General features: G+C 70.1%; 25 protein-coding genes and 1 pseudogene. 19 read left to right on the forward strand and 7 right to left on the reverse strand.

Going from position 1 to position 23385, the window contains the following annotated elements; translation table 11 throughout:
- The first annotated feature begins 94 nt into the window (after nucleotides 1–94).
- The 6 genes and pseudogenes from GA0116996_RS18495 to GA0116996_RS18520 all read left to right on the forward strand — a co-directional run bounded on the left by GA0116996_RS18495 (nucleotide 95) and on the right by GA0116996_RS18520 (nucleotide 4402).
- Entirely contained in the window at nucleotides 95–451 is a 357-nt protein-coding gene (locus GA0116996_RS18495; protein ID WP_092314521.1) for a flagellar protein FlaG, read from the forward strand.
- A gap of 34 nt (nucleotides 452–485) precedes the next feature.
- Nucleotides 486–1892: a flagellar filament capping protein FliD gene (gene fliD, locus GA0116996_RS18500; protein WP_092314523.1), complete on the forward strand. Its 1407-nt coding sequence runs from the start codon at nucleotides 486–488 to the stop codon at nucleotides 1890–1892.
- A 34-nt stretch (nucleotides 1893–1926) separates the two neighbouring features.
- Nucleotides 1927–2352: a flagellar export chaperone FliS gene (gene fliS, locus GA0116996_RS18505; RefSeq protein ID WP_092314525.1), complete on the forward strand. Its 426-nt coding sequence runs from the start codon at nucleotides 1927–1929 to the stop codon at nucleotides 2350–2352.
- Nucleotide 2353: 1 nt separating this feature from the next.
- Nucleotides 2354–2719, forward strand: a complete 366-nt coding sequence (locus GA0116996_RS18510) for a flagellar protein FliT (protein WP_092314527.1) — start codon at nucleotides 2354–2356, stop codon at nucleotides 2717–2719.
- Nucleotides 2720–2792: 73 nt separating this feature from the next.
- Nucleotides 2793–4112, forward strand: coding sequence for a flagellar hook-length control protein FliK (gene fliK / locus GA0116996_RS18515; protein ID WP_092314529.1), 1320 nt, complete (start codon nucleotides 2793–2795; stop codon nucleotides 4110–4112).
- Nucleotides 4109–4402, forward strand: a pseudogene (locus tag GA0116996_RS18520) (EscU/YscU/HrcU family type III secretion system export apparatus switch protein). Before fliK ends, GA0116996_RS18520 begins: the two are co-directional and overlap by 4 nt.
- 75 nt (nucleotides 4403–4477) lie before the next feature.
- On the opposite strand, the gene fliE reads toward GA0116996_RS18520, so the two are convergent.
- Nucleotides 4478–4801: a flagellar hook-basal body complex protein FliE gene (gene fliE, locus GA0116996_RS18525; protein WP_092314531.1), complete on the reverse strand. Its 324-nt coding sequence runs from the start codon at nucleotides 4799–4801 to the stop codon at nucleotides 4478–4480.
- A gap of 413 nt (nucleotides 4802–5214) precedes the next feature.
- On the opposite strand from fliE, the gene fliF reads away from it, so the two are divergent.
- The 10 genes from fliF to GA0116996_RS18575 all read left to right on the forward strand — a co-directional run bounded on the left by fliF (nucleotide 5215) and on the right by GA0116996_RS18575 (nucleotide 14239).
- Nucleotides 5215–6936 (forward strand): flagellar basal-body MS-ring/collar protein FliF, encoded by a 1722-nt coding sequence (gene fliF / locus GA0116996_RS18530; protein ID WP_092314533.1) that lies wholly within the window; start codon nucleotides 5215–5217, stop codon nucleotides 6934–6936.
- A complete protein-coding gene (gene fliG, locus GA0116996_RS18535; protein ID WP_018005565.1) occupies nucleotides 6923–7933 on the forward strand; it encodes a flagellar motor switch protein FliG in 1011 nt (336 codons plus the stop codon). The genes fliF and fliG overlap by 14 nt, the downstream gene beginning before the upstream one ends.
- On the forward strand, nucleotides 7920–8732 hold the full coding sequence (fliH, locus tag GA0116996_RS18540; protein WP_092314535.1) for a flagellar assembly protein FliH: 813 nt from the start codon (nucleotides 7920–7922) through the stop codon (nucleotides 8730–8732). Before fliG ends, fliH begins: the two co-directional genes overlap by 14 nt.
- Complete coding sequence (gene fliI / locus GA0116996_RS18545; RefSeq protein WP_092314537.1) at nucleotides 8725–10221, forward strand: flagellar protein export ATPase FliI; 1497 nt, start codon at nucleotides 8725–8727, stop codon at nucleotides 10219–10221. The genes fliH and fliI overlap by 8 nt, the downstream gene beginning before the upstream one ends.
- The gene (gene fliJ, locus GA0116996_RS18550; protein WP_092314539.1) at nucleotides 10187–10645 is read left to right on the forward strand and encodes a flagellar export protein FliJ; all 459 of its coding nucleotides are present in this window, start codon (nucleotides 10187–10189) and stop codon (nucleotides 10643–10645) included. The genes fliI and fliJ overlap by 35 nt, the downstream gene beginning before the upstream one ends.
- A 50-nt stretch (nucleotides 10646–10695) precedes the next feature.
- Nucleotides 10696–12135 carry a flagellar hook-length control protein FliK gene (locus tag GA0116996_RS18555; protein WP_092314541.1) on the forward strand — a complete coding sequence of 480 codons (1440 nt, stop codon included), beginning with the start codon at nucleotides 10696–10698 and terminating at the stop codon, nucleotides 12133–12135.
- Between the two features lie 193 nt (nucleotides 12136–12328).
- The gene (locus tag GA0116996_RS18560) at nucleotides 12329–12505 is read left to right on the forward strand and encodes a type II toxin-antitoxin system HicA family toxin (protein ID WP_092314543.1); all 177 of its coding nucleotides are present in this window, start codon (nucleotides 12329–12331) and stop codon (nucleotides 12503–12505) included.
- Nucleotides 12506–12554: 49 nt separating this feature from the next.
- On the forward strand, nucleotides 12555–12971 hold the full coding sequence (locus GA0116996_RS18565; RefSeq protein WP_092314545.1) for a type II toxin-antitoxin system HicB family antitoxin: 417 nt from the start codon (nucleotides 12555–12557) through the stop codon (nucleotides 12969–12971).
- A 32-nt stretch (nucleotides 12972–13003) separates the two neighbouring features.
- The gene (gene alkB, locus GA0116996_RS18570) at nucleotides 13004–13666 is read left to right on the forward strand and encodes a DNA oxidative demethylase AlkB (RefSeq protein ID WP_092314547.1); all 663 of its coding nucleotides are present in this window, start codon (nucleotides 13004–13006) and stop codon (nucleotides 13664–13666) included.
- A gap of 84 nt (nucleotides 13667–13750) precedes the next feature.
- A complete protein-coding gene (locus GA0116996_RS18575; RefSeq protein ID WP_092314549.1) occupies nucleotides 13751–14239 on the forward strand; it encodes a GFA family protein in 489 nt (162 codons plus the stop codon).
- A gap of 117 nt (nucleotides 14240–14356) precedes the next feature.
- Here GA0116996_RS18575 and cysK read toward each other — a convergent pair whose 3' ends face one another.
- Entirely contained in the window at nucleotides 14357–15274 is a 918-nt protein-coding gene (cysK, locus tag GA0116996_RS18580) for a cysteine synthase A (protein WP_092314550.1), read from the reverse strand.
- Between the two features lie 186 nt (nucleotides 15275–15460).
- Here cysK and GA0116996_RS18585 point away from each other — a divergent pair, with 186 nt between their 5' ends.
- Complete coding sequence (locus tag GA0116996_RS18585; protein WP_092314552.1) at nucleotides 15461–16225, forward strand: sulfite exporter TauE/SafE family protein; 765 nt, start codon at nucleotides 15461–15463, stop codon at nucleotides 16223–16225.
- Nucleotides 16226–16269: 44 nt separating this feature from the next.
- On the opposite strand, the gene GA0116996_RS18590 is transcribed toward GA0116996_RS18585, so the two are convergent.
- The 3 genes from GA0116996_RS18590 to GA0116996_RS18600 all read right to left on the reverse strand — a co-directional run bounded on the left by GA0116996_RS18590 (nucleotide 16270) and on the right by GA0116996_RS18600 (nucleotide 20745).
- Entirely contained in the window at nucleotides 16270–16887 is a 618-nt protein-coding gene (locus tag GA0116996_RS18590) for a DUF938 domain-containing protein (protein WP_092314554.1), read from the reverse strand.
- 123 nt (nucleotides 16888–17010) lie between these two features.
- Nucleotides 17011–18471 (reverse strand): alpha/beta hydrolase family protein, encoded by a 1461-nt coding sequence (locus tag GA0116996_RS18595; RefSeq protein ID WP_092314556.1) that lies wholly within the window; start codon nucleotides 18469–18471, stop codon nucleotides 17011–17013.
- Between the two features lie 279 nt (nucleotides 18472–18750).
- Nucleotides 18751–20745: a PhoX family protein gene (locus GA0116996_RS18600; RefSeq protein ID WP_092314558.1), complete on the reverse strand. Its 1995-nt coding sequence runs from the start codon at nucleotides 20743–20745 to the stop codon at nucleotides 18751–18753.
- A gap of 268 nt (nucleotides 20746–21013) precedes the next feature.
- Between GA0116996_RS18600 and GA0116996_RS18605 the strand changes: the two genes are divergently transcribed.
- Nucleotides 21014–21631 carry an IMPACT family protein gene (locus GA0116996_RS18605; RefSeq protein ID WP_092314560.1) on the forward strand — a complete coding sequence of 206 codons (618 nt, stop codon included), beginning with the start codon at nucleotides 21014–21016 and terminating at the stop codon, nucleotides 21629–21631.
- Nucleotides 21624–21932, forward strand: a complete 309-nt coding sequence (locus tag GA0116996_RS18610; RefSeq protein ID WP_092314562.1) for a 2Fe-2S iron-sulfur cluster-binding protein — start codon at nucleotides 21624–21626, stop codon at nucleotides 21930–21932. The genes GA0116996_RS18605 and GA0116996_RS18610 overlap by 8 nt, the downstream gene beginning before the upstream one ends.
- Before the next feature lie 26 nt (nucleotides 21933–21958).
- Here GA0116996_RS18610 and GA0116996_RS28300 read toward each other — a convergent pair whose 3' ends face one another.
- Both GA0116996_RS28300 and GA0116996_RS18615 read right to left on the reverse strand, forming a co-directional pair.
- Nucleotides 21959–22126: a hypothetical protein gene (locus GA0116996_RS28300; protein ID WP_167355525.1), complete on the reverse strand. Its 168-nt coding sequence runs from the start codon at nucleotides 22124–22126 to the stop codon at nucleotides 21959–21961.
- 69 nt (nucleotides 22127–22195) lie between these two features.
- Complete coding sequence (locus GA0116996_RS18615; RefSeq protein ID WP_092314563.1) at nucleotides 22196–23293, reverse strand: extracellular catalytic domain type 1 short-chain-length polyhydroxyalkanoate depolymerase; 1098 nt, start codon at nucleotides 23291–23293, stop codon at nucleotides 22196–22198.
- Nucleotides 23294–23385: the final 92 nt, after the last annotated feature.

The following is a 23385-nucleotide window of genomic DNA, read 5'->3' on the forward strand; positions in this document are numbered from 1 at the left end:
CCAACGCCCAGGAACACGCTGGAGCGTTTCGCAGGCAGACCGCTGCCCGCCAAGCGTTTCAACCTGAACCCGCCACACACCCACGGAGCACAGCATGGCGCTTCTTCCTACCGTGAACCCGACCGCAGTGCGCCTGCCGTCCGAGATGCCGGCCCACGGCACGACGGCAAGCCCCGCACGCGCCGGCCTGCGCGCGCCGGACGAAGACGTCGCCAAGGGCCCGGTACAGTCCGGCGCCGCCTCCGCCGCGATCGGCGAGCTGGTCGAAGCGTTCAAGACCACCTCGATCGGCCTGCGCTTCGAGATCGATGAAGCCACGCACCGCGTCATCACCAAGGTGGTCGACAAGGAAACCGGCGACCTGATCCGGCAGATGCCCACCGAAGAGGTGCTGCGCATCGCCCGCGCGATCGACAAGCTGCAGGGGCTGTTCGTCAGCCAGGCAGCCTGAGACCTGATCATCAGTTGAAGACGAGAACAATCACATGGCAACGATCTCCTCCATCGGTATCGGCTCCAACCTGGACCTGAGCAGCCTGCTGGACCAGCTGCAGAAGGCCGAGCAACTGCCACTGGACGCCATCAACACGCAGGCCAAGAGCTACCAGACCAAGCTGTCCGCCTTCAGCCAGGTGCAGAGCGTGCTCGACGCGTACAAGGCCGCGGCCACGAAGCTGTCGAACGCCGCCACCTTCGGCGCGGTCAAGGCCACGGTCGGCACGCCGGACGTGATGTCGGTCACCACCGCGGCCAATGCCGTGCCGGGCAACTACACCATCACCGTCAACACGCTGGCAACGGCGCAATCGCTGGTGAGCGGCAACGTGGCCGACCAGAAGGCCGCGATCGGCGGCGGCGAGCTGGTGTTCGACTTCGGCGCGGCGCTGGCCACCGGCGGCGCCCCCGCCAGCACCAAGAAGGTCACCATCCCGGCGGGCTCGTCGCTGGAAGGCATGCGCGACGCCATCAACAAGGCCGGCATCGGCGTGACCGCCAGCATCGTCAACGACGGCAGCGCCAGCCCGTATCGCCTGGTGCTGACCTCGGACAAGACCGGCACGCAGGCCACCATGCGCGTGTCGTCGACGGACCCGGCGCTGAACAACGTGGTCGCCTTCGACCCGGCCGCGGCGCCCGCCGCCAACAAGATGGAACAGAAGGTGCCGCCGGCCAACGCGACGCTGAAGATCAACGGCATCGACGTGGTCAGCCAGAGCAACTCGGTGGTGGACGCCGCGCAGGGCGTGACCATGAACCTGTCCAAGACCGGCACCACCTCGCTGGTGGTAACGCGCGACAACGATGCGATCAAGGCCTCGATTCAGGCCTTCGTCACCGCGTACAACAATATCAAGAGCACCGCCAAGTCGCTGACGGCATTCGATGCCGACGCGGGCACCTCGGCGGCGCTGACCGGCGATGGCACGCTGCGCTCGATCCAGTCGAGCCTGCGCTCGATGCTGGGCGGCGCCATGGACGATGGCAACGGCGGCAAGATCACGCTGATCGACGTCGGCATCACGTTCCAGAAGGACGGCACCATGAAGCTGGACGATGCCAAGCTGACCAAGGCGCTGAACGACAACCTCGGCGGCGTCACCTCGCTGTTCTCCAGCACCACCGGCGAGGGCGGCATCGGCAAGCGCGCCACCACCTATATCGAAGGCCTGAGCAAGACCGACGGCGCGCTGAAGGTGGCGCAGGACGGCATCACCAAGACGCTGAAGGACCTGGAAGACGACTATGACCGCGTCCAGGACCGCGTCACCGCCACCATCGACCGCTACAAGGCCCAGTTCACGCAGCTGGATCTGGTGGTGGCGCAGATGAACCGCACCAGCAGCTACCTGACGCAGCAGTTCAACGCGCTCAACAGCAGCATCAAGAAATAACCCGCCGCATCCCACCGCCACGAGGAACCCAGCCATGTTCGCCCGCGCATCCGCCAACGCCTACGCCCAGGTCGGCGTCCAGACCGGTGCCATGAGCGCCAGCCCGCACAAGCTGATCGCCATGCTGTACGACGGCGCCCGCGCCGCGATCGCGCGGGCCAGGTTCCACCTGGAAGGCGGCAACGTCGCCGAGCGCGGCAACGCCATCTCCAAGGCCATCGACATCATCGACAACGGCCTGCGCGCCGTGCTCGACCACGACGCCGGCGGCGAGATCTCGGCCAACCTCGAAGCGCTGTACGAATACATGGTGCGCCGGCTGATGCTGGCCAACCTGCGCAGCGACGCAGCGCTGCTGACCGAGGTCGACGCGCTGCTGGAAAGCCTGGCCTCGGCGTGGGCGCAGATCGATGACGCGGCCGCCGGGGCGGAGCGGCAACCCGCCTTACAGGACAACTGACATGGCTTTCCCTCCAGTGTTTTCGCCGATCGTGGCCTGCTACGAGGAAATCCTCGCCCTGTCCGCGCGCATGCATGAGGCGGCGCAGGGCGCCGACTGGGACACCGTCACCACCCTGCAGCAAGCCTACCTGGCCCAGGTGGAACGCCTGCGCCAGCTCGACCACGACGCTCCCTTCTCCGATGCCGAGCGCATGCGGCGCTACCAGCTGCTGGACCGCATCCTGACCTACGACGCCCGCATCCGCGACCTGGCGCTGCCGCAGCTCAAGCGGCTCGGCGACATGCTGACCAGCTCGCGCCGGCAGTTCGAGCTGAGCGCCGCCTATGGTGCGACGACGGGCGCCACGACCGGCGCCACCACCTGAGGCGGCCTGAAGGCCGCGCTCCTTTCCCACCGGCAGGCCGCACCCGCCGCCGACCCTGATCCATGCGACCCGTATGACCGGCATCCACCTGCCGCCAGGCCTGGCACCCGGTCAGGCCCCCGACCCGCAGGCCCTGCGCACCGCCATCGCCGTCGACCAGGTCGCGGCGCTGCAGCCGGTGGCCGAGGCCACCGAGTCGAACGTCCAGAACGCCACCGGCCAGGCCATCCGCCACAGCGCGCTGGCAAGCGGCCCCAATGCCATGGCAGGCCAGGGCGCCCTGCTGCCGGGCGCGTCGACGCAGGAATCGCTGAGTGCGGCGGCGCGGGCCATCCTGGCCGTGATGGACGGTGCCGAAGCCCAGCCGGTGCGCAGCAATGCCTCGTTGCTGCCGGCGGCGCCGACGGCAGCGTCGGCGCAGGCCACCGCCGCGGCGCTGGCCAATGCGGTCGGCCACAGCGGCCTGTTCTATGAATCGCACCTGGCGCAGTGGGTGGCCGGCGCGCGCGGGCTGGCGAGCCTGCGGCAGGAGCCGCAGGCGCAGGTTCCGGTGCCGGGCCGGCCCTTTGTCCCGGCCGGTGCCAGCCAGGGCGCCGCTGCCGCGCCGCCGTCGCTGCAGCTGGCCTATGCCGGCAGCGGCGCAGGGGCGGAACCGGCGCGGCCGTCCATGCCGCCGCTGTTGCCGGCCTCGCAGGTGCTGGCCGAAGCGCTGGCCTCGGCCGGCAATCCGCGCGTGGCCCACAGCCATGCGGCGGCCGAGCAGGCGTTGCGGCAAGGCACCGCGACCACGGCGGCCTACAGCCGCGGTGCCGCCGCCGAACCGGCCGCGCAGCGCCCGTCAGCGGCAACGCTGGCGACGCAGGCCTACCAATCGACAGCCGAAGCTGGCGCGCGCCTGGCCGCGCTCGACAGCCTGGCCAGCCAACCGGCGCGCGCATCGGATGGCGCTACGCCATCCGCTCCGGCGGATGCCGGCCGGCCAGCGCCGGCCGCCGGCCCGGCCATCCATCCCGCCACCGAAGGCGTGGTCCGCCAGCAGCTGGAGTTGCTCGCCACGCAGCAGTTTCGCTTTGCCGGCGAAGCCTGGCCTGGCGTGCCGATGGAATGGGAACTGCTGCGCGCGGAGGCCGACGCCGCCGCCCACGGCGAAGCCGCGCGGCCGTGGTCGAGCCGCCTGCGGCTGCAGTTGCCCAACCTGGGCGTGGTCGAAGCGGTACTCACCCTCGGCCCTGGCGGTCTCGACGCCCGCGTAGCCACGCCCGAAACCGACGTGGCGGCGCGCTTCATCGCGGCGCGGCCGCAGCTGCGCAGCCAGCTCGAGGCGCATGGCATTGCCGTGCAGCGCCTGAGCGTGCAGACGCAGGACAGCCTGGCGCAAGGCGCAACGCAATGAGCGACGCAGCACACGAACGCGGCGCAGCGATCGCGCTGTCGTAGCAGCACAGCGACAAGGCGCCGCGCGTGGTCGCCAAGGGCTATGGCGTGGTCGCCGAAGCCATCATCGCCCGCGCGCGCGAGGCCAACGTCTACGTCCACGACTCGCCGACGCTGGTGAACCTGCTGATGCAGGTCGACCTCGACAGCCACGTGCCGCCGCAGCTCTATGTGGCGGTGGCCGAACTGCTGGCGTGGATCTATCGACTGGAATCCGGACTGGATCCCGACGCGCCGGGTCCGGCCTGAGCGCGGGCCCGACGGAAAAAGCCCCCGGCCGCTTGCGCGTCCCGGGGGCTTTCTGTTCCAGTCAAGGCATTCGCCTTACACCGGCATATTCATCATCTCCTGATAAGCCGCCACCAGCCGGTTGCGCACCTGCACCCCGGTCTGGAATGACACATTGGCCTTCTGCAGGTCGATCATCACGTCGTTGAGCGCCACGCCGGGCTTGCCCAGTTCGAACGCCTCGGCCTGGCCGTAGGCGCGCTCCTGCGCGGCGTTGATGCGGCCGAGCGAGCGCTGCAGCTCGCCGGCGAAGCCGCCGCCGACCGGCGCCGCGGCCTGCCCGGCTGGGTTGCCGGAGGCAACCTGGGACATCCCGCGCAGTTGCTGCAGCATGCCCTCGATGGAAGAGATAGTGGTCATGGGTCGTGATCGGCCGGATGTCCGGCCCGGTTGGTCGTAGGGCGCGCCGTTGGCGCCGGTTGGCCGGTACCCGGCCTGCCACAGGCCCGCGCCGGGCGGATCCGCAGCCAGTTTCAGCCCTCGCAGCGTACCCGCCGCCCCCCTCGCCCGATGGACCGAAATCGGCCGGAAAACCCGGTCTATTCACCGGATTGTCTCGCTCAAGTCTGGCCGATCATTGCCACCGTGCCGGAAGAGCGCGGGCCGTGGTCCCGTGCGGGTGCCGGCAATCACCAGACAACCATCCATTCGGGAGTACGCGTGTTTTCTCTGCAGCGTAATGTGAGCCGTGCCGTGAGCCGTGCCGACGACCAAGGCGGTCAGCATCGCCCGTGCCGTCGCGAGCGTCGCGGCGCCGGATCCGGAGCACGCGCATGACCGCGGCAGTGGCACTGCCCGGGCGTCCGGCCGAAGTGCTGGAGCGCCTGAAGGCCAACCCGAAGCTGCCGCTGATGCTGGGCGGAGCGGCCCTGGCCGCCGCGATCGCGGTGGGCGTGCTGTGGTCGCGCGGCCCGGACTACAAGGTGCTGTACAGCAACCTGTCCGAGCGCGACGGCGGCGCGGTGCTGCAGTCGCTGCAGCAGATGAACGTGCCGTACAAGTTCGCCGAAGGCGGCGGCGCCGTGATGGTGCCGGCCGAGAAGGTGCACGAGACGCGCCTGCGGCTGGCCTCGCAGGGCCTGCCCAAGAGCGGCACCGCCGGCATGGAGCTGATGGACAACCAGAAGTTCGGCATCAGCCAGTTTGCCGAGCAGGTCAACTACCAGCGCGGGCTGGAGGGCGAACTGGCGCGCTCGATCGAATCGATCGCCGCGGTGCAGTCCGCGCGCGTGCACCTGGCGATTCCCAAGCCGACGCTGTTCGTGCGCGAGCGCCAGAAGCCGACCGCCTCGATCGTGCTGCAGCTGTACCCGGGCCGCGCCATCGATGAAGGCCAGGTGGCTGCGATCAGCCACCTGGTGTCGTCGAGCGTGCCGGAGCTGACGCCCAAGTCGATCTCGATCGTCGACCAGCACGGCAACCTGCTGTCGAACACCGGCAACGAGCGCATGCTCGACGCCACCCAGCTCAAGTATGTACAGGCGCTGGAGCAGAACTACCTGAAGCGCATCGAGGCGATCCTGACGCCGATCGTCGGCAAGGACAACGTGCGCGCGCAGGTCACCGCCGACGTCGACTTCTCCATCGTCGAGCACACCGACGAAAGCTACAAGCCCAACCAGGACCCGACCCGCTCGGCGATCCGCAGCCAGCAGACCAGCGAATCGACCCAGCAGGGCGCAACCCCGCCGGGCGGCGTGCCCGGCGCGCTGTCGAACCAGCCGCCCGCTGCCGCCGCCGCGCCCGTGACCACGCCGCAGACGCCGCGCGCGGGCCAGGCGCCGGGCCAGGCCGGCGCACCGGCAGCGGGGCAACCCGGCCAGCCTGGCCAGCCTGGCCAGGCGGCGCAGGGCGCCACCGCCACCGCGTCCAGCGGCCCGAGCAGCAATCGCCGCGACTCTACCGTCAACTATGAACTGGACCGCTCGGTGCGCCACGTGCAGCAGGCCCCGGGCGGCGTGCGCCGGCTGTCGGTGGCGGTGGTGGTCAACTACCGCCAGCAGGCCGATGCCAAGGGCAAGCTCGTGGCCGAGCCGCTGCCGCCGGCGCTGCTGGCGCAGATCCAGAACCTGACCAAGGAAGCGATGGGGTTCTCGGCCGACCGCGGCGACTCCATCAACGTGGTCAACAGCCCCTTCACCGCCGAGCGCGAGAAGGCCGAGCCCGAACTGCCGCTGTGGAAGCAGCCCGACATGATTGCACTGGGCAAGAGCCTGGCCGGCTACCTGCTGCTGGCACTGCTGGCGCTGTTCGTGTGGTTCAAGGTGGCGCGCCCGATCCTGCGCCGCTACACCGCGCCGCCGTTGCCGGCACCGGAGCCCAGGGACGAGACCGAGGCGGTGCTGCTGCCGCCGGAAGAGCCGGCCAATCCGGAAGTCCTGCGGCTTGCCGCGAAGTATGAAAGCGACCTCGCGCTGGTGCGCGACGCCGCCCAGCGCGACCCCCGCCTGGTCGCCAGCGTGATCAAGAACTGGATTAGCAATGACAACCGCTAAGGGCATCTCTGAATCCGGCCTGCAGAAGAGCGCGGTGCTGATGATGGCGATCGGCGAGGATGCCGCGGCCGAGGTGTTCAAGCACCTGTCGCAGCGCGAAGTGCAGGAGCTGGGTTCGGCCATGGCCACGCTCAGCTCGGTCACCCGCGAGGAAATGGCCGAGGTGCTGGGCGAGTTCCGCGCCGAGACCGAGCAGTACCTGGCGCTGAACGTCGACTCCAGCGCGTTTATCCGCAGCGTGCTGAACAAGGCGCTGGGCGAGGAGCGCGCGCAGTCGGTGATCGAGGACATCCTGGAATCGCGCGATCCGGGCGGCGGCATCGACTCGCTGAACTGGATGGATGCCACCGCCATCGCCGAGCTGATCCGCGACGAGCATCCGCAGATCATCGCCACCATCCTGATCCACCTGGACCGCCAGAAGTCGTCCGAAGTGCTGGGGCTGTTCACCGACCGCCTGCGCAACGACGTGATCCTGCGCATCGCCACCTTCGGCGGCGTGCAGCCGGGCGCGCTGCAGGAACTGACCGACGTGCTGACCAAGCTGCTGGCGGGCCAGAGCCTGAAGCGCAGCCGCATGGGCGGCGTGCGCACCGCGGCCGAGATCATCAACCTGATGAGCACCGCGCACGAGGAAGCGGTCATCGACGGCGTGCGCCTGCACGACGGCGACCTCGCGCAGAAGATCATCGACGAGATGTTCCTGTTCGAGAACCTGCTCGAGGTCGACGACCGCGGCATCCAGCGCGTGCTCAAGGAAATCGCCACCGAATCGCTTATCGTCGCGCTCAAGGGCGCGCCGCAGGAGCTGCGCGACAAGTTCATCCGCAACATGTCCACCCGCGCCGGCGAGATGCTGCGCGAGGACCTGGAGGCGCTGGGCCCGGTGCGCGTGTCGCAGGTCGAGGCCGAGCAGAAGGCCATCCTGCAGGTGGTAAGGCGCCTGGCGGATGCGGGCGAAGTGCAGATCGGCGGAGGCGACGATGCCTATGTCTGAGGCTGACCCCGAGCGCGGGGCCGGGCGCCGCGGCCTGGGCGCCGACCCGTTTTCGTCGCTGGGCGGCAACGGCGCCGCCGGCGCCGGCGCCTTCGCGCCGTTCGAGCCGCCGCGCCGCGCGCGTGGCGGTGCGGCCGGCTGGCAGCGCTGGCAGATGGGCTCGCTCGATCCCCGGCATGCCGAACCGCTCGAGACGCTGGCCGCCGTGCCGGCCGAACCCGCGCCGCCGCCGATCGACTTCGCCGCCCTCGACGCGATGCGCGAAGGCGCGCGCAAGGAAGGCTACGCCCAGGGCTACACCCAGGGCCAGACCCAGGGCTACGGCGACGGCCATCGCGAAGGCTATGCGCGCGGCCTGGAAGCCGCCCGCAACGAGGCCGCGCAGCTGCAAGCGCTGGCAGGCAACCTGCGCGGCGCGCTCGGCAGCGTCGATGAGCAGGTCGCGCGCGCGCTGGTGTCGCTGGCGCTGGACGTGGCGCGACAACTGGTGCGCTCGACGCTGGCGCAAGACCCCGCGGCCTTGCTGCCGGCGGTGCGCGAACTGCTGACCAGCGAACCCGCGCTGTCCGGATCGCCCAGCCTGCTGCTGCACCCCGACGACGTGGTGCTGGTCGAGACCCACCTGCATGGGGAACTCGCCGCCGCCGGCTGGACCGTGCGCGCCGATCCGTCCGTGGCGCGCGGCGGCTGCATCGCCAGCGCCGCCAGCGGCGAGCGCGACGCCACGCTGCCCACCCGCTGGACCCGCGTGGTGCGGGCGCTGGGCCGCGACGACCCGTGGGAGCCGCCGCATGCCTGACACCGCGCAGGACACCCGCGCCGCCGCGCCCGCGCCCGACGCGGCGCACGACCACGCGCAGCGCTGGATCGATGCGCTGAACGGCGCCGCGGCCGGCATCGCCGGGCTCGACAGCAAGCGCAGCTGTGGCCGCCTGACGCGCGCGGCGGGGCTGGTGCTGGAAGCCGTGGGCCTGCGCTTGCCGGTGGGCAGCGATTGCCTGATCGAGCTGCCCGCCGGACAGTTCACCACCGACAGCAACGCCCCGCGCACCGCCGAAGCCGAAGTGGTCGGCTTTGGCGCCGACCGCCTCTACCTGATGCCGCAGTCCGACGTGGTCGGGCTGCTGCCCGGCGCGCGTGTCTATCCCCTGGAGCCGTCGCCGCAACCGGCCGGTGCCACCGCGCCGCGCGAGCCGGGCTCCAAGCGCCTGCCGGTCGGCCCGGGCCTGCTGGGCCGCGTGCTGGATGCGGCCGGCCGCCCGCTGGACGGGCTCGGCCCGCTTGCCGCGGCGATGGAAGTGCCGCTGGCCGGCGAGCAGATCAACCCGCTGATGCGCGCGCCGATCGAAACCGTGCTCGACACCGGCGTGCGCGCCATCAACGGCATGCTGACCGTCGGCCGGGGCCAGCGCATGGGTCTGTTCGCGGGCTCGGGCGTCGGCAAGAGCGTGCTGCTGGGCATGATGGCGCGCTACACCAGCGCCGACGTGATCGTGGTCGGCCTGATCGGCGAACGCGGCCGCGAAGTGAAGGAATTCATCGAGAACATCCTGGGGCCGGAGGGCCGCCGCCGCTCGGTGGTGGTGGCCGCGCCGGCCGACTGCTCGCCGCTGCTGCGCATGCAGGGCGCCGCCTATGCGACGCGGCTGGCCGAGTATTTCCGCGACCAGGGCCAGCACGTGCTGCTGATCATGGACTCGCTGACGCGCTACGCCATGGCCCAGCGCGAGATCGCGCTGGCAATCGGCGAGCCGCCCGCCACCAAGGGCTATCCGCCCTCGGTCTTCGCCAAGCTGCCGACGCTGGTCGAGCGCACCGGCAACGGCCCCGAAGGCGGCGGCTCGATCACCGCGTTCTACACCGTGCTGACCGAGGGCGACGACCAGCAGGACCCGATCGCCGATTCCGCGCGCGCCATCCTGGACGGCCATATCGTGCTGTCGCGCAGCCTGGCCGAAGCCGGCCACTATCCGGCCATCGACGTCGAGGCCTCGATCAGCCGCGCCATGACCGCGCTGATCCCGCACGAGCAGTTCGGCTCGGTGCGCCGCTTCAAGCAGCTGATGTCGCGCTACCAGCGCAACCGCGACCTGATCAGCGTGGGCGCCTACGTGCCCGGCAACGACCCGGAACTGGACCTGGCGATCCAGCTGCATCCGCGCATGGAAGCCTTCCTGCAGCAGGACATCCACGAACGCGCCGGCTACGCCGACGCCATCGCCGCGCTGCACAGCCTCTTCGACAGGAGTGAACATGCTCAAGCATTCACCGCTCAACACGCTGGCTGACCTGGCCCAGACCGACACCGATGCCGCCGCGCGCGAGCTCGGCCGGCTGCAGGGCTTGCGCACGCAGGCGGAGCTGCAGCTCAACCAGCTCACGCAATACCGCCAGGAATACCGCGAGCGCATGCAGGTGGTGGCGGCGCAGGGCATCACCTCCAGCCGCTGGCAGGACTTTTCGCGCTTCCTCGATTCGCTGGACCAGGCCATCCGCCAGCAGGGCGCGGCCCTGGCCAAGGCCGAGGCCGACCTGCTGGCCGGCCGCAACCGCTGGCAGCACCAGAAGCGCCGCCTGAACTCCTTCGACACGCTGATCGCGCGCGCGGAAGCGAAGCAAGAGCAGGTGGCCGCGCGCCGCGAGCAGCGCGCCAACGACGAATACGCCGCCCGCCTGGCCCGCACCGCGGCCAGCCGCCTGAGCGAAGCCTGAACGATGCCTGGGCGGTAACAACCCGCCGGGCCATACCGTAGCGAATCCCCATGATCGATATCAGCCAGATTGTCAGCAGCGCCGCCAACGCGGTGGAAGGCGCCCGGCGCGCGAGCGCCGACGCCGCCACCAACGGCTTCCGCGACGCGCTCTCGCAGGCCCGCGACAGCCACAAGGCCGCCGCTCCGGCGCCCGCCGCCAAGGAGCCGGCCGCGCGCGACAAGCCCGCGGCGCGGCCGGCGGCGGCACAGGCCGACGCCGGCAAGCCGCAACACACCGCCGCCACCGGCAAGAAGGCCGCTGCCGGCGAGAAGGATCAGGACAAGGAAGACGACGCCGCCGCAACACCGACGGATGCCGCCGCCGCGGCGGCCGCATTGGCGCTGATGCTTCCCGCCGCAGCGCCAGCGAACCCCACGACCATGCCAGCCGGCGCGGCAGGCGCCGCTGTCGCCGGTATGGCCGACACCGGCAGTGCCGCGGCCTTGCAGGCGGCGCTCAGCAACACCGTGCCGAACGCCACCGCGCAAACCCAGGTCGCAACCGGCACCGCGGCAAGCCCTGCCGACGGCACCGCATTGGCCGACCCGTTGCAGGCGGTCACCGCCGAAGCGCGACCGGCGCAGCCGTCGGCCGCCGACACGCTGGCCACCATCGCCTCGCAACGCGCGGCGATGCAGCCCGGCGGCAGCGCCGGCACCGATGCAAAAGCCGGTGCCACACCGGCGGTTGCGGGCGACGTGCTGGCAGTCCGCCAAGCGGATCTGCCAGGCCAGGATACCGGCGCCTCCGCGGGCGGATCGGGGCATCGCCCTGACAGCGGTCTCGGCCAGCATCGCGCCGATCCCCTCGCCGCCAATCCTGCCGCGCCCGATGCCCGGCCCGCCGCCGGCCAGTTCGCTGCCGCGCAAGCTGCCGCGCGCGCCGGCGAGACCGCAGCGGCCACTCCCGACAGCACCCCTGCCGTGGCCGCCACGCTGGCCGGACAACCCACTCCGGCCGCTGCCGCCGCTGCAGCCAGCCGGCCCGTGGTCGCCCCGCCGCTGTACGATAGCCAGTGGCCCCAGGCCCTGAGCCAGCAGATGATCCGCCTGGGCACGCAAGGCCAGCAAAGCGCCGAACTGCAGCTGAACCCGCCTGACCTGGGGCCGCTGAAGGTGGTGCTCAACGTGGTCAACGACCAGGCCCAGGCGCAATTCGTCTCGCCCCACCAGGCCGTGCGCGCCGCGGTCGAAGCCGCGCTGCCGCACCTGCGCACCGCGCTGTCGGAAAACGGCATCCAGCTGGGCCACACCTCGGTCGGCGCCGATGGCTTTGCCAGCCAGGCCGGCAACGGCAATGGGCAGCAACAGCAGGGGCCTGGGCACGGGCGCACACAAGCCGGCTTTGGTGGCGCTGCGGTGGCGGCGGCAGATCCGGTGCCAACGGCCAGTGCAGCGGTACGGTCCGCGCGCGTGCTGGGGCTGGGGGAGATTGATACGTTTGCTTGAAGGACTCCGCCGCGCGGACTCGACCGCGCCCGGACAAGAGATCAAGGCCGCCTCAAGGGCGGCCTTGTCATGTCCGCATAGGACCGCGCACGGAAGCCGGACACCTTGCTGCAACAAGATTGGCCGTTTTACTGCTAGAATACGTAAACATTTTTGCTTACCCTATTCACCACTGAGCGGCAGGAGAGTTTGGGTGAAGCAGAGTGAATTTCGGCGATGGCTCGCAGGACAAGGCGCGACCTTCATTGAAGGCGCGAAGCATGTCAGGGTGTATCTCAACGGCAGGCAATCGACCTTGCCCCGTCATCCCAGCCATGAGATCGGTGAGGGACTGCGCAAGGCGATCCTCAAGCAACTTGGCTTGGGGTGAGCTGCAAGTCTGGACGTATCCTGCCCTCGTCGCCAAAAGGAGTTCAAATATGCTGCGTTTTCCCGCCAACATCGTCCCCGACGGCGACGGCTTTGCGGTCTCGTTTCCCGATATCCCGGAAGCCCTGACCAGCGGCGATACTATCGAGCACGCCCAGGAGATGGCCGCTGATGCGCTGGCCACGGCCATGGAGTTCTATTTCGAAGACGGCCGCCCGGTGCCGCTGCCGTCGAAGGCCGTGCGCGGCCAACACCTGGTCGAACTGCCGGCAAGCATGTCGGCAAAGGTGCTGCTGCTCAACGAGATGATCGCGCAGGGTGTGACGCAGGCCGAGCTGGCACGCCGGCTGCATACCCGCAAGCAAGAAGTCCAGCGCATCGTCAACCTCGATCATGCGACCAAGATCGACACGATCGAGGCCGCGTTCCGGGCGCTGGGAAAGCGCCTGGAACTGAAGGTCGCCTGAGCACACCAGGCCATGGCGGCACCCTCCCCACCATGACGTTCGACCTGTTCGACGACCTGCCCGAAGACAGCGCCGCCACCCCCGCCATCGAACCCCTCGCGGACGGCGCCGTCGTCCTGCGTGGCGTAGCGCGGGCAGATGCCGAAGTGCTGCTCGCCGACGTGCAGGCCATCGTCGCACGGGCCCCCTGGCGGCACATGGTCACCCCCGGCGGCCTGAAGATGTCGGTGGCAATGACCAACTGCGGCGCCTGCGGCTGGGTCTCCGACGCGCGTGGCTATCGCTATGACGCGGCCGATCCGCTGAGCGGACAAGCGTGGCCCGACATGCCCGCGAGTTTCCGCGAGCTGGCCGCCAGCGCGGCGGAGCAGGCGGGCTTTGCCGGCTTCGCGCCGGATGCCTGCCTGATCAACCGCTATGTGCCGGGCACCCGCCTGTCGCTGCACCAGGACCGCGACGAGCGCGATTTCACCGCGCCGATCGTCTCGGTGTCGCTGGGGCTGCCGGCGGTGTTCCTGTTCGGCGGCATGCGCCGTGCCGACAAGCCGCAGCGCGTACGGCTGGCGCACGGCGACGTGGTGGTGTGGGGCGGGCCGTCGCGGCTGGCGTTCCACGGCGTGGCGCCGCTGGCCGATGGCGATCATCCGCTGCTGGGGCCGCTGCGCATCAACCTGACGTTTCGCAAGGCGCGGTAGGCGCCTGCCCGGGCTTGGCACTTTGCCGGCTGTTTTCTACAGTCTATGGACTGTCCCGAACGCCACCGTGCAAAGGTCCTTCCCATGCATCTCGACGGCTCCTGCCATTGCGGCGCGGTCCACTTCTCGCTCGAGTCCGATTCGCCCTGCCCTTACATGCATTGCCATTGCTCGATCTGCCGCAAGACGGCGGGCGGTGGCGGCTATGCCATCAACATCGGCGGCGATGCCGCCACGCTGCGCGTACGCGGGCGCAAGCACCTGGGCGTCTACCATGCCGTGCTGCGCGAGCCTGGCAAGCGCGCGCGGAGATCGCCGGCGCAGCGGCATTTCTGCGTGAAGTGCGGCAGCGCGTTGTGGCTGTGGGACCCGCGCTGGCCAGAGATGCTGTATCCCCATGCCTCGGCCATCGACACGCCGCTGCCGCGCCCGCCCGAGGTGGTGGAAGCCTCGCTGGATTCCGTCGCGCCGTGGGTCGACGTGCCGCGCGGCAAGGGCCATTTGCACTGCGACACATGGCCGGAGGAATCGCTGGCCGACTGGCACAAGCGGCACGGCCTGCTGTCGCGCTGAACCGGGCGCGCGCGATATGAACGTTCCGGCTTCGGCCGGCGCACGCGCGGCGCCTGCTTCCAGATCAACGAAGCGTTCTGAGCGCGCGGGCCGGGGCGCTCAGAACGCCGCCGTCCCTTACGCCGGCAGGAAGCCTTCGACCGTCAGGTAGCGCTCGCCGGTGTCGTAGTTGAAGCCCAGCACGCGCGCGTTGGCGGGCAGCTCAGGCAGCTTCTGCGCGATCGCCGCCAGGGTGGCGCCCGACGAGATCCCGACCAGGATGCCTTCCTCGCGTGCGCAGCGGCGCGCCATCTCGCGCGCGGGCTCGGCGTCGACCTGGATCACGCCATCGAGCAAGGCGGTGTCGAGGTTCTTCGGGATAAATCCTGCGCCGATGCCCTGGATCGGGTGCGGCGCCGGCGCGCCGCCGGAGATCACCGGCGAGGCCACCGGCTCGACCCCGAACACCTTCAGCCCCGGCCATTTTTCCTTCAGCACCCGTGCGCAACCGGTCAGGTGGCCGCCGGTGCCGACGCCGGTGATCAGCGCGTCGAGCCCCTCGGGGAAATCGTTCAGGATTTCCTGCGCGGTGGTGCGCGCATGCACGTCGGCGTTGGCCGGATTCTCGAACTGCTGCGGCATCCACGCGCCGGGGGTGGCCGCGACCAGTTCTTCGGCGCGCGCGATCGCGCCCTTCATGCCCTTCTCGCGCGGGGTCAGGTCGAAGGTGGCGCCATAGGCCAGCATCAGGCGGCGGCGCTCCACCGACATGCTGTCCGGCATCACCAGCACCAGCTTGTAGCCCTTGACCGCGGCCACCATGGCCAGGCCGATGCCGGTGTTGCCCGAGGTCGGCTCGATGATGGTGCCGCCGGGCTTGAGCACGCCGCGGCGTTCGGCGTCTTCCACCATCGCCAGCGCGATGCGGTCCTTGATCGAGGCGCCCGGGTTGCTGCGTTCGGACTTGATCCAGACCTCGTGGCCGTTGCCGAACAGCCGGTTGATGCGGATATGCGGGGTATTGCCGATCGTCTGCAGGATGTTCTGTACCTTCATCGTGTTCTCCGTGGCGGGGTGCGATGCGGCAAGCCGGCAGGCCGCGCAGCGCGGGGATCGAATGACCTCGCCGATTCTAGTGCAAAGCGCCCGCCGGGCCGCTCGCGTATGATTGAGGCCGCCGCGCCTTGCCCCCGCTTTCTCCGGAATCCGGCCTCAAATCCCCGCATTGCCCCCCTTGCACCGATGCCTGACCACCTGCTGCTGTCCTCCCTGCTGATCTTCGGACTCGGTGGTTTGCTCGGCGCGGTCGGCGGGCTGTTCGGCATCGGCGGCGGGCTGATCGCGATTCCGGCGCTGGGCCTGCTGTTCGGCATGGACCAGCAGCTGGCGCAAGGCACCGCGCTGGTGATGATCGCGCCCAACGTGCTGATCGGCTTCTGGCAATACCGCAAGCGCGCCGACATTGCGCTGCGCACGGCGGTGGTGCTGGGCTTGTCCGCGGTGCTGGCGACCTGGCTGTCGGCGCGCGCGGCCACCGCAATGGATGCGCAGCTGCTGCGGCGGAGCTTCGCGCTGTTCATGATCGGCATGGCGCTGTACTTCCTGTGGCGGCTGCTGCCGGGGCGCGCGGTGACGGCGCCGCAGGCGCGTGTGTCGGCGCGCTGGATCCCGCTGGTGGGCGTGGTCGGCGGCTTGTTCTCGGGCTTCTTCAGCGTGGGCGGCGGCGTGGTCGCCGCGCCGGCGCTGGTCGGCCTGTTCGGGCTGCGCCAGGCCGCCGCGCAGGGCCTGGCGCTGGCGCTGGTCACGCCCGGCGCCGTGGTGGCGCTGGCCACCTATGCCCATGCCGGCCAGGTCGACTGGGCCAGCGGCATTCCGCTGTCGCTGGGCGGCATGCTGACCATCTCGTGGGGCGTGGCGCTGGCGCACCGGATGCCCGAGCGCCGCCTGCGCGCATTGTTTGCGGTGTGCCTGATCGCCACCGCAGTGGTGATGCTGGTGCGCGGCTGAATCGGCGAATCCTGCCGGATCCTGCGTAGCGCGCACGCGGCGTCCTACTTGCGCAGCACCAGGCAGAAGTTGTTGGCCGGCATCGGCACCGGCTCGTCGCAGCGCAGGCCCTGCGCCGCGCCCAGTGCGATCACGGCCTCCATGTCGCGCACGCCCCAGTCAGCGTCGGCGGCGCGCAGCTGCGCGTCGAAGGCGGCGTTGCTGGGCGCGGTGTGCGCGCCGCCGCGACGGTAAGGGCCGTACAGGAACAGCACGCCACCAGGCCCCAGCAGCTTGCCGGCGCCCGCGAACAGCGCCTCGGCCGCGGCCCACGGGGCGATATGGATCATGTTGATGCAGACCACCGCATCGGCGGCATCGATACCCCACGGCTGGTGGCAGACATCCAGCGCCAGCGGCGCACGCACATTGGCCAGGCCCGCGTGCGCGGTCCAGGCCGCGATCGACGCGCGCGCGGCGGGGTCCGGATCGCTCGGCTGCCAGGTCAGCCCCGGCAGCGCCGCGGCAAAGTGCACCGCGTGCTGGCCGGTGCCGCTGGCGATTTCCAGCACCGTGCCGCTGGCGGGCAGTACCTGGCGCAGCACGGCGAGAATGGGCTCGCGGTTGCGCTCGGTGGCGGGCGCCATGCGGCGCGCGTCGGGGTCGTGGGTCGAGCCGGTCATGATGGATGTGCAGGCGCAGGCAAGGGAACAGGCCTAGCGTAGCAGAATCGGCGCGCGGACCGCGCGCCGATCAGCCCAACCAGCCCAACCAGCCCAACTGGCTCGACTAGCCCAACGCGCCGATCAGCCCGGCGCGCACGGGAACGCCTGCGCCACCGACGGCCGCAGCGCCGCCGTGGTCGGGCTTTCGTCGCCGCTCGCCAGCGTGTTGTCGGTGAACTTGCAGCCGTAGGCCGGGCTGGCCACGGTGGCGGCGTCCAGTACCTCGTCGCCGGCCGGCTTTACGCCGTTCTGTTCCCAGTTGACCATGTCGTCGAAGGCCCGGGCCTGTTCGGCCACGGTGAAGTCGCAATGGCTGACGCCGCGGATGGCGCGCTGCACCAGCCATTGCGCGGTGCCGTTGGCATCGGCGCGGCGCTTGTAGATCTGCTCCATGCTGAACGGCACGTACATGTCGCCCAGCGTATGCAGCGTCACCACCGGCACGCCGATGCGCGCATTGGTCCTGGGGATCCAGCGCAGGCCGTCGCTGCGCGCGCGGTTGGCCTCGGCGCTGCCGGTAACGCGGAAGATGCCCGCGTTGAACGACTGCTCCGCCACCGACTGCGCCGGGTCGTTGTCGAACTGGAAGGTGATGCCGGTGGTGTTGACCACGTTCTGCGTCAGGATGCCGTTGACCGAGCCATCCTGGCCAAAGGTGCTCCACACCGCGTCCTGCAGCCCCTGCGCGCCCGGGCCGCCGAAGCCCCAGTCGAACAGCGGCCGCTGCCCGCCGGTCAGGTTGCGCACGATCGCCTTGAGGGTATCGCCCTGCGCCGTGGTCTGGCCGGGGTAGGTGGTGAACAGCGCCGCGCGCACCGCCGGCGCGATCTGCGCCCAGTTGGCCGCCGGCCACGCCGTCACCGGAAAGCCGGCGAGCTGCTGCGCGGCGGTCTGATAGGCGCCGAAGTAGTTGAACAGCTCGGTATCGCCGAGCACGCCGCACATCGGCACCGCGCCGTGGTAGCGCACCTTGTGGTTGGCGGCCTGGATGTTCTCTTCATCGACCGCCGCGGCCGAGACATGGCCGCCCATGGAATGGCCGACGATATACAGCCGCGCCGGCGCCGCCAGCGTGCGCCCGTTCTGCGCGGCAATGCGGGTGAAGGCCAGCGCCAGGGCATTGGTGTCTTCCAGGCCGGCGCGCACGTCATAGTAGTTCCTGGCATAGCTGGACGCGGCCCAGGCGTAGCCGTTCGCCAGCAGATGCCGGCGGATGCTGGGCAGGGTGACCGACAGTGCCGCGCCGGTGCCGGCATAGCCGTGGGCATACATCACCAGCCGGCCGTTCCAGTTCTTCGGCACCTCGATGCGGTAGCCGGCGCCATCCTGCACGCCCCACCAGCGGTCGGCCTCGGGCGCGCCGGCCAGCGCCGCGAACGGCAGCGTGGCGGCGTCCATGGTGAAGGTGCGGTCGTCCTGCGGGCGCTTTTCTTCGGCCTGCGGCGGCGGGGTCTGCGCCGGTTCGTCGTCGTCACCGCCGCAGCCGTACAGCAGCGTGGCGGCGAGGCACAGCATCGCGGCTTTCCCGACAGCTCGTTTCATGCCTGGTCTCCTTTGTTATGCGGATCTTGTTGTCCTGGGCGGATGGCGCGCCGGCGAAGTGCCGTGGCGGGCGCCCCCACCACTGTAGGACACGGTGGCGCAAGCCGCATGGAGGCCATCCTCGACGCGCTGGGGCCGTTGCAACGGATGCGGGTTAGCCCCGGCTCGCCTGAACCGTTCGTGCGTGCTAGCGGATCCGCAGGCGATCACAGACAGCCACGCCCCAATGCAAACGGCGGGCCGAAGCCCGCCGTCTGCATTACCGCGCGTCGCCGCGCGTCAGGCCTTGGCCAGCCTGACGCCGGTCGGATCGCCGGTCAGGTAGCCGACCGCCGCGCCGAAACGGTCCTTGTAGTTGGCGCGCACCAGCGGATCGAGCTGCGCCTTCACCTTGTCGTGCAGCGGGGATTCCCAGTCGCCGACATGCTGGAAGTTGCTCATCACGTAGGTCCAGCCGTTGATCTCGTCCACCGCATGCAGGCCGGTGGACTCGGCGCCGGCCGGGCACGACAGCACGCGGCTGAGCACCTTGGTGTCGACGTTGTACGCCCACAGGAAATTGTTGACGTGGGTGTTGCTGTCCTCGCCGACGAACAGCGTGCGCAGCTTTTCCGAGAACTTCAGGTTGTCCGGCGTGGCGACCTTGTCGGGGTTGGCAAAGTTGCCCAGCGCATCCTGCTGCTTCATCTTGCCGCCGCCGAGGTCTTCGCTGACCAGCGCCGGCACCGCGGCCATGTCGACCGGCACCCATTCGCTCGCCATCGCCGTGCCGGTCTTGTCGGCCTGGCCGCCCTTCAGGTTGAGCTCATAGACCGCGCCGGAATACGGGCCTTCCACCTGGATGTCGCCGGCATTGGCGGCGTTGCCCGCCAGCATGCTCGACTCGATGCGCGACATCGCCGAATAGGCCTTCTTGTCCTTGATGTTGACGGTGGTGCCTTCCATCTTGGTAAAGCCCAGGCTGCCGCCGACCAGCGCGGCATAGCGGTGGGTTTCCAGGAACGCCGCGGCCTTTTCCATGCCGGGCACCAGCTTCACCCAGTTGGGCTTGCCGTTGTAGATGATGCGGGTGTAGCTGGCATCGGCCGGGTCGGCGGTCTTGACGTCCATGATGTCGGCCAGCCGGATGCCGCCGTCGACCAGCGCGCGGACCTCGGCGCTGGTGGCCCTGCCCAGGCGGATCCACGACAGCGTCGCGCTGCCGGGGCCCGTGCCCGAGGTCTGGTGCCACTTGGCCACGTACAGCGTGCCGGCGGACAGGTCGCGCGCCTGGTCGGCGATAAACAGGAACAGGCCGCCGTTGGTGGCATCGTCGCCCATCAGCACGGTGCGTTCGTCCGGCATGACCTGCACCAGCTCGTGCGAGATGCGGCCCAGGCAGTAGTGCTTCTTGATGGTGCCGGTGCCGTCCGGGTGCACCGTGACTTCCGGCAGGTGGCCGTAGTTGTAGGCATTGGCGCGGGCCGGGTCGCCGTACAGGTTGCGGCTGTAGCCCTGCAGCTGCGTGACCGCATTGGCGTCCATCAGGTCGGTCTCGTACTCCTCGCTCGACAGGTGCGTGTTCCACGGCGACAGGCTGGCGCCGCAGGTGATCCACAGGCCGTTGACGCCGGAGGTGTCGACGTTGTGGTACTTGACCGGGGTCAGCTTGCCGGTGGCCGGGTCCTGGTCCAGCGTCAGCACCGCGATCGGCGACGGCAGCAGCCCGTACATGCTGGCATTGCCCTGGTTGCGCGTGGTGTATTCGAACTGCACCACCGCGAACACGGTGTTGCCCTTGACGCCCGGCACGGTCGGGTTGGCCAGCGTCAGCAGCGAGCTGCCGTCCGGTGCGTCGGAAAAGAACTGGCGTTCCTTGCCGGCAACCGAGGTATCGATGATCGGCTGGTTGTTGATGTCGTAATAGCCGCCCGCCACGACGGTGCCGCCCTTGCCGTCGGGCAGCGTGTCGCCGGTGACGAAGAAGGGCTGGTAGGCCAGCTTGTAGGTCTGGCTGCTGCCGTCGCTGAAGGAAACCTTGAGGCTGGAGCCGACCGTGGTGGTTGCCATGGCCTCGGGCGTGGCCAGCGTCGGCGCGCTCATCGGCACGAACTCGGCGGTGGTGAAGGTGGCGGCCGGGCCGGGCGCGGGCGCCGGAGCCGGCGCAACGGCGGCGTCATCGCCGCCGCCGCAGCCTGCCAGCAGGCCGGTGGAGGCGAAGCCGAGCGGCAACATGGGCGCGCCGGCCAATAGCTTCAGGGCCTTGCGACGGCCAGCATTGGGTTGTTCAAGCATGTTTTCGATCCGGGGAAAGGAAAGGGATGGTTCACTGCATGTTTGCGCCAGTCCCGGGGGCGGGACCAGGCACCTGTTGCACAGGCGGCGGCGGGCGTCATCGCGCACGTCCGGGGCGGATCGTAGGCGCCGTTTGTGACACCAAGTTGACGATGCAACACAAAGCGTTGCGGCCTTCGGGCCAGCCAGGCCCGCTGCGGTACACTGCCGCCTTGATTCCGCGGCCCGGCCGGCGCGGATTCCCGTACCCGTTCCGCGCTGCCTGCCCTTGCCCACCTACACGCTAGCCACGCCCGTCCACGCCGAGATCGAGATCCGCAAGAGCCGCTTCCTGGCGCTGGCGCTGCCGGTCGCCGACCGCGACGCCGCCATGGCCGCGCTGCAGGCATTGCGCGCCGAACACCCCACTGCCACCCACGTGTGCTGGGCGCTGCTGGCCGGCGGCGCCTCGGGCATGTCCGACGACGGCGAGCCCTCCGGCACCGCCGGCCGGCCGATCCTGGAAGTGCTGCGCCACCACGACCTCGACGGCGTGCTGGCGGCGGTGGTGCGTTACTACGGTGGCGTCAAGCTGGGGGCCGGCGGGTTGGTGCGCGCTTACACCGATGCCATCGCCGCGGCCCTGAAAGCCGCCGAACGGGTCGAGCGCATCGCCTATGGCACGCTGGCCGTCGCTGTCGACTATGCCGACGAGCCGCGCGTGCGCCGCTGGCTGGACTACGAAGCGCCCCCCGGCTGCACGCTCGCCGAGACCGCCTACGGCGCGCTCGCCACGCTGGTGCTGCGCATGCCCGCAACCCAGCGCGACGCCGCACGCGACGCGTTGCGCGACGCCACCCATGGGCGCGCGCAGTTTCCCCAGGCCGAGGATGACGCCCATGGCTGATCCGGGCGCCCCGGACGAAAGCGCCGAGTTCACCGCACAAGTATTGCCGGGATCTGTCCGCTTCCCGGCGCCGGCGACGCTGAGCCTGCTGGAAGCGGCGCTGCTCGAAGGCGTCGCGCTGCCCAGCTCCTGCCGCAATGGCACCTGCCGCGCCTGCGCCAGCCGGCTGCATGCCGGCACCGTCCGCTACCGGGTGCAATGGCCAGGACTGAGTCCGGACGAGAAGGACGAGGGGTGGATCTTGCCGTGCGTGGCTTGCCCGGCGAGTGATGTGGTGTTTGAGCCTGCCAGTCTGGGGTAGGGCTCAGAAGGGACTAGTCGACACTTTTATCCGGCTTGGTCGCCGCCATCAGCGGTTTCATGAAGCCGAGGTGGCGCTTGGCCGGCTGTGCGCTCGGGGCCCGCCTTGGCAATGATGAATGAATTGCCGTGCGCAGCCTCCTCGACCAGTCGTTCAAGATGCTTTTTCACCTCTTCGATATCGATGATTCGCATGGCCAGACACCGCACAAACTGTGCGTTCACCGGATGACAACGCGATCGCCCTAAGGCGTCAAGCCCGCCTTACCCCCCAACCGCCAGAAAAAACCCCAACGCCAGCTTCAACCCGTCCGGCCCCGCCGGATCCGAGAAGGCATGCCCGCCGGCGCCGCCGCTCCAGGCGTGGCCCAGGCCTTCCACGCGCACCAGCCGCAGGTAGGGCGACCTGCCCTCGTACCAGTCGAATACATCGATGGCGTGGCGCATGCCGCGCTGGATGCGCCGGGACGGCACGCCTGCCAGCGGCGGGGTACCTTCGGGCTGCAGGTGCATCCACATGCCGGCGGCGGCGGTGGCGTTGCTGAAGTCGACCACGTGGTCGGCATCGCCATGCAGCAGCAGCAACGGTGGCGGGCGGCGCCCCGCCAGGCCGAAGCGCAGCGCCTGCATGGTCTTGGCGTCGGGCCCGCGCTGTCCGCGCATGGCGCGCGTGGCCTGCGCGGCGTTGCCGGCACTCCAGGGCACCGCGCCGGAGTGCGAGCCCACCGCGGCGAAGCGCGACGGATAGCGCAGCCCCAGCGTCAGCGCCATCGCACCGCCGGCGGACAGGCCGAATACGCTGATGCGGTCCGCCGCCACCGGATGGCGGCGGCAGGCCTGGTCGATCAGCGTCATCAGCAGCCCGGCTTCGATGGCGCCCTGCGCGGCGGGCCGGAACCAGTTCCAGCAACGCTGCGCATTGGCCTGCGAACTCTGCTCGGGCAGCAACACCACCCAGCCGGATTCGCGCGCCACCGCGGCCGCGCGCGTGACCGCGGCAAAGCTGGCGGCGTCCTGGCCGCAGCCGTGCAGCAGCACCAGCATCGGCGCGCGCCGCGACGCGGTGGCGCCGGCCGGCACGAACACACGGTAGCGGCGCGGCGCCAGCGGCGCGCCCCACGCGCCCTCTTCCCAGCGCCCGCTGCCACGGCTCTGCGGCGCCGCCACCGGCGACACCACGCCGGACAAGGCGCGCTGCGTGGCCGCCGTGACTGCAGCGGATTGCTTCACCGCGTTGCGCACGATGGCCTCGGTCATCGGCTTGGTGAGGTTCTTGTTGACGGCGCGCTGCATCTGGCGCGCATGTCGGGACGCGGTCTTGTTCAGCGTGGACCAGAGTTTCGCGCCGGGTGAGCGGGGCATGCGGCTTCCTGTGCAAGGGATCACCGCCACATGATATGCGCTGCGGCCGGCGCGACTTGCATGCAACGCGCGCCTGATGTCTGCCTACAATG

It is taken from the genome of Cupriavidus alkaliphilus (assembly GCF_900094595.1).
Classification (GTDB): Bacteria; Pseudomonadota; Gammaproteobacteria; order Burkholderiales; family Burkholderiaceae; genus Cupriavidus; species Cupriavidus alkaliphilus.

Coding starts and splice junctions, on each gene's coding strand:
- fliD (WP_092314523.1), top strand. CDS start 486: ATGGCAACGATCTCCTCCATCGGTATCGGCTCCAACCTGGACCTGAGC.
- GA0116996_RS18615 (WP_092314563.1), bottom strand. CDS start 23,293: ATGCCCCGCTCACCCGGCGCGAAACTCTGGTCCACGCTGAACAAGACC.
- alkB (WP_092314547.1), top strand. CDS start 13,004: ATGACGTTCGACCTGTTCGACGACCTGCCCGAAGACAGCGCCGCCACC.
- GA0116996_RS18575 (WP_092314549.1), top strand. CDS start 13,751: ATGCATCTCGACGGCTCCTGCCATTGCGGCGCGGTCCACTTCTCGCTC.
- fliK (WP_092314529.1), top strand. CDS start 2,793: ATGACCGGCATCCACCTGCCGCCAGGCCTGGCACCCGGTCAGGCCCCC.
- GA0116996_RS28300 (WP_167355525.1), bottom strand. CDS start 22,126: ATGCGAATCATCGATATCGAAGAGGTGAAAAAGCATCTTGAACGACTG.
- fliI (WP_092314537.1), top strand. CDS start 8,725: ATGCCTGACACCGCGCAGGACACCCGCGCCGCCGCGCCCGCGCCCGAC.
- GA0116996_RS18565 (WP_092314545.1), top strand. CDS start 12,555: ATGCTGCGTTTTCCCGCCAACATCGTCCCCGACGGCGACGGCTTTGCG.
- GA0116996_RS18585 (WP_092314552.1), top strand. CDS start 15,461: ATGCCTGACCACCTGCTGCTGTCCTCCCTGCTGATCTTCGGACTCGGT.
- GA0116996_RS18555 (WP_092314541.1), top strand. CDS start 10,696: ATGATCGATATCAGCCAGATTGTCAGCAGCGCCGCCAACGCGGTGGAA.
- GA0116996_RS18610 (WP_092314562.1), top strand. CDS start 21,624: ATGGCTGATCCGGGCGCCCCGGACGAAAGCGCCGAGTTCACCGCACAA.
- GA0116996_RS18600 (WP_092314558.1), bottom strand. CDS start 20,745: ATGCTTGAACAACCCAATGCTGGCCGTCGCAAGGCCCTGAAGCTATTG.
- fliS (WP_092314525.1), top strand. CDS start 1,927: ATGTTCGCCCGCGCATCCGCCAACGCCTACGCCCAGGTCGGCGTCCAG.
- fliH (WP_092314535.1), top strand. CDS start 7,920: ATGCCTATGTCTGAGGCTGACCCCGAGCGCGGGGCCGGGCGCCGCGGC.
- fliF (WP_092314533.1), top strand. CDS start 5,215: ATGACCGCGGCAGTGGCACTGCCCGGGCGTCCGGCCGAAGTGCTGGAG.
- fliG (WP_018005565.1), top strand. CDS start 6,923: ATGACAACCGCTAAGGGCATCTCTGAATCCGGCCTGCAGAAGAGCGCG.
- GA0116996_RS18510 (WP_092314527.1), top strand. CDS start 2,354: ATGGCTTTCCCTCCAGTGTTTTCGCCGATCGTGGCCTGCTACGAGGAA.
- GA0116996_RS18595 (WP_092314556.1), bottom strand. CDS start 18,471: ATGAAACGAGCTGTCGGGAAAGCCGCGATGCTGTGCCTCGCCGCCACG.
- GA0116996_RS18495 (WP_092314521.1), top strand. CDS start 95: ATGGCGCTTCTTCCTACCGTGAACCCGACCGCAGTGCGCCTGCCGTCC.
- fliE (WP_092314531.1), bottom strand. CDS start 4,801: ATGACCACTATCTCTTCCATCGAGGGCATGCTGCAGCAACTGCGCGGG.
- cysK (WP_092314550.1), bottom strand. CDS start 15,274: ATGAAGGTACAGAACATCCTGCAGACGATCGGCAATACCCCGCATATC.
- GA0116996_RS18590 (WP_092314554.1), bottom strand. CDS start 16,887: ATGACCGGCTCGACCCACGACCCCGACGCGCGCCGCATGGCGCCCGCC.
- fliJ (WP_092314539.1), top strand. CDS start 10,187: ATGCTCAAGCATTCACCGCTCAACACGCTGGCTGACCTGGCCCAGACC.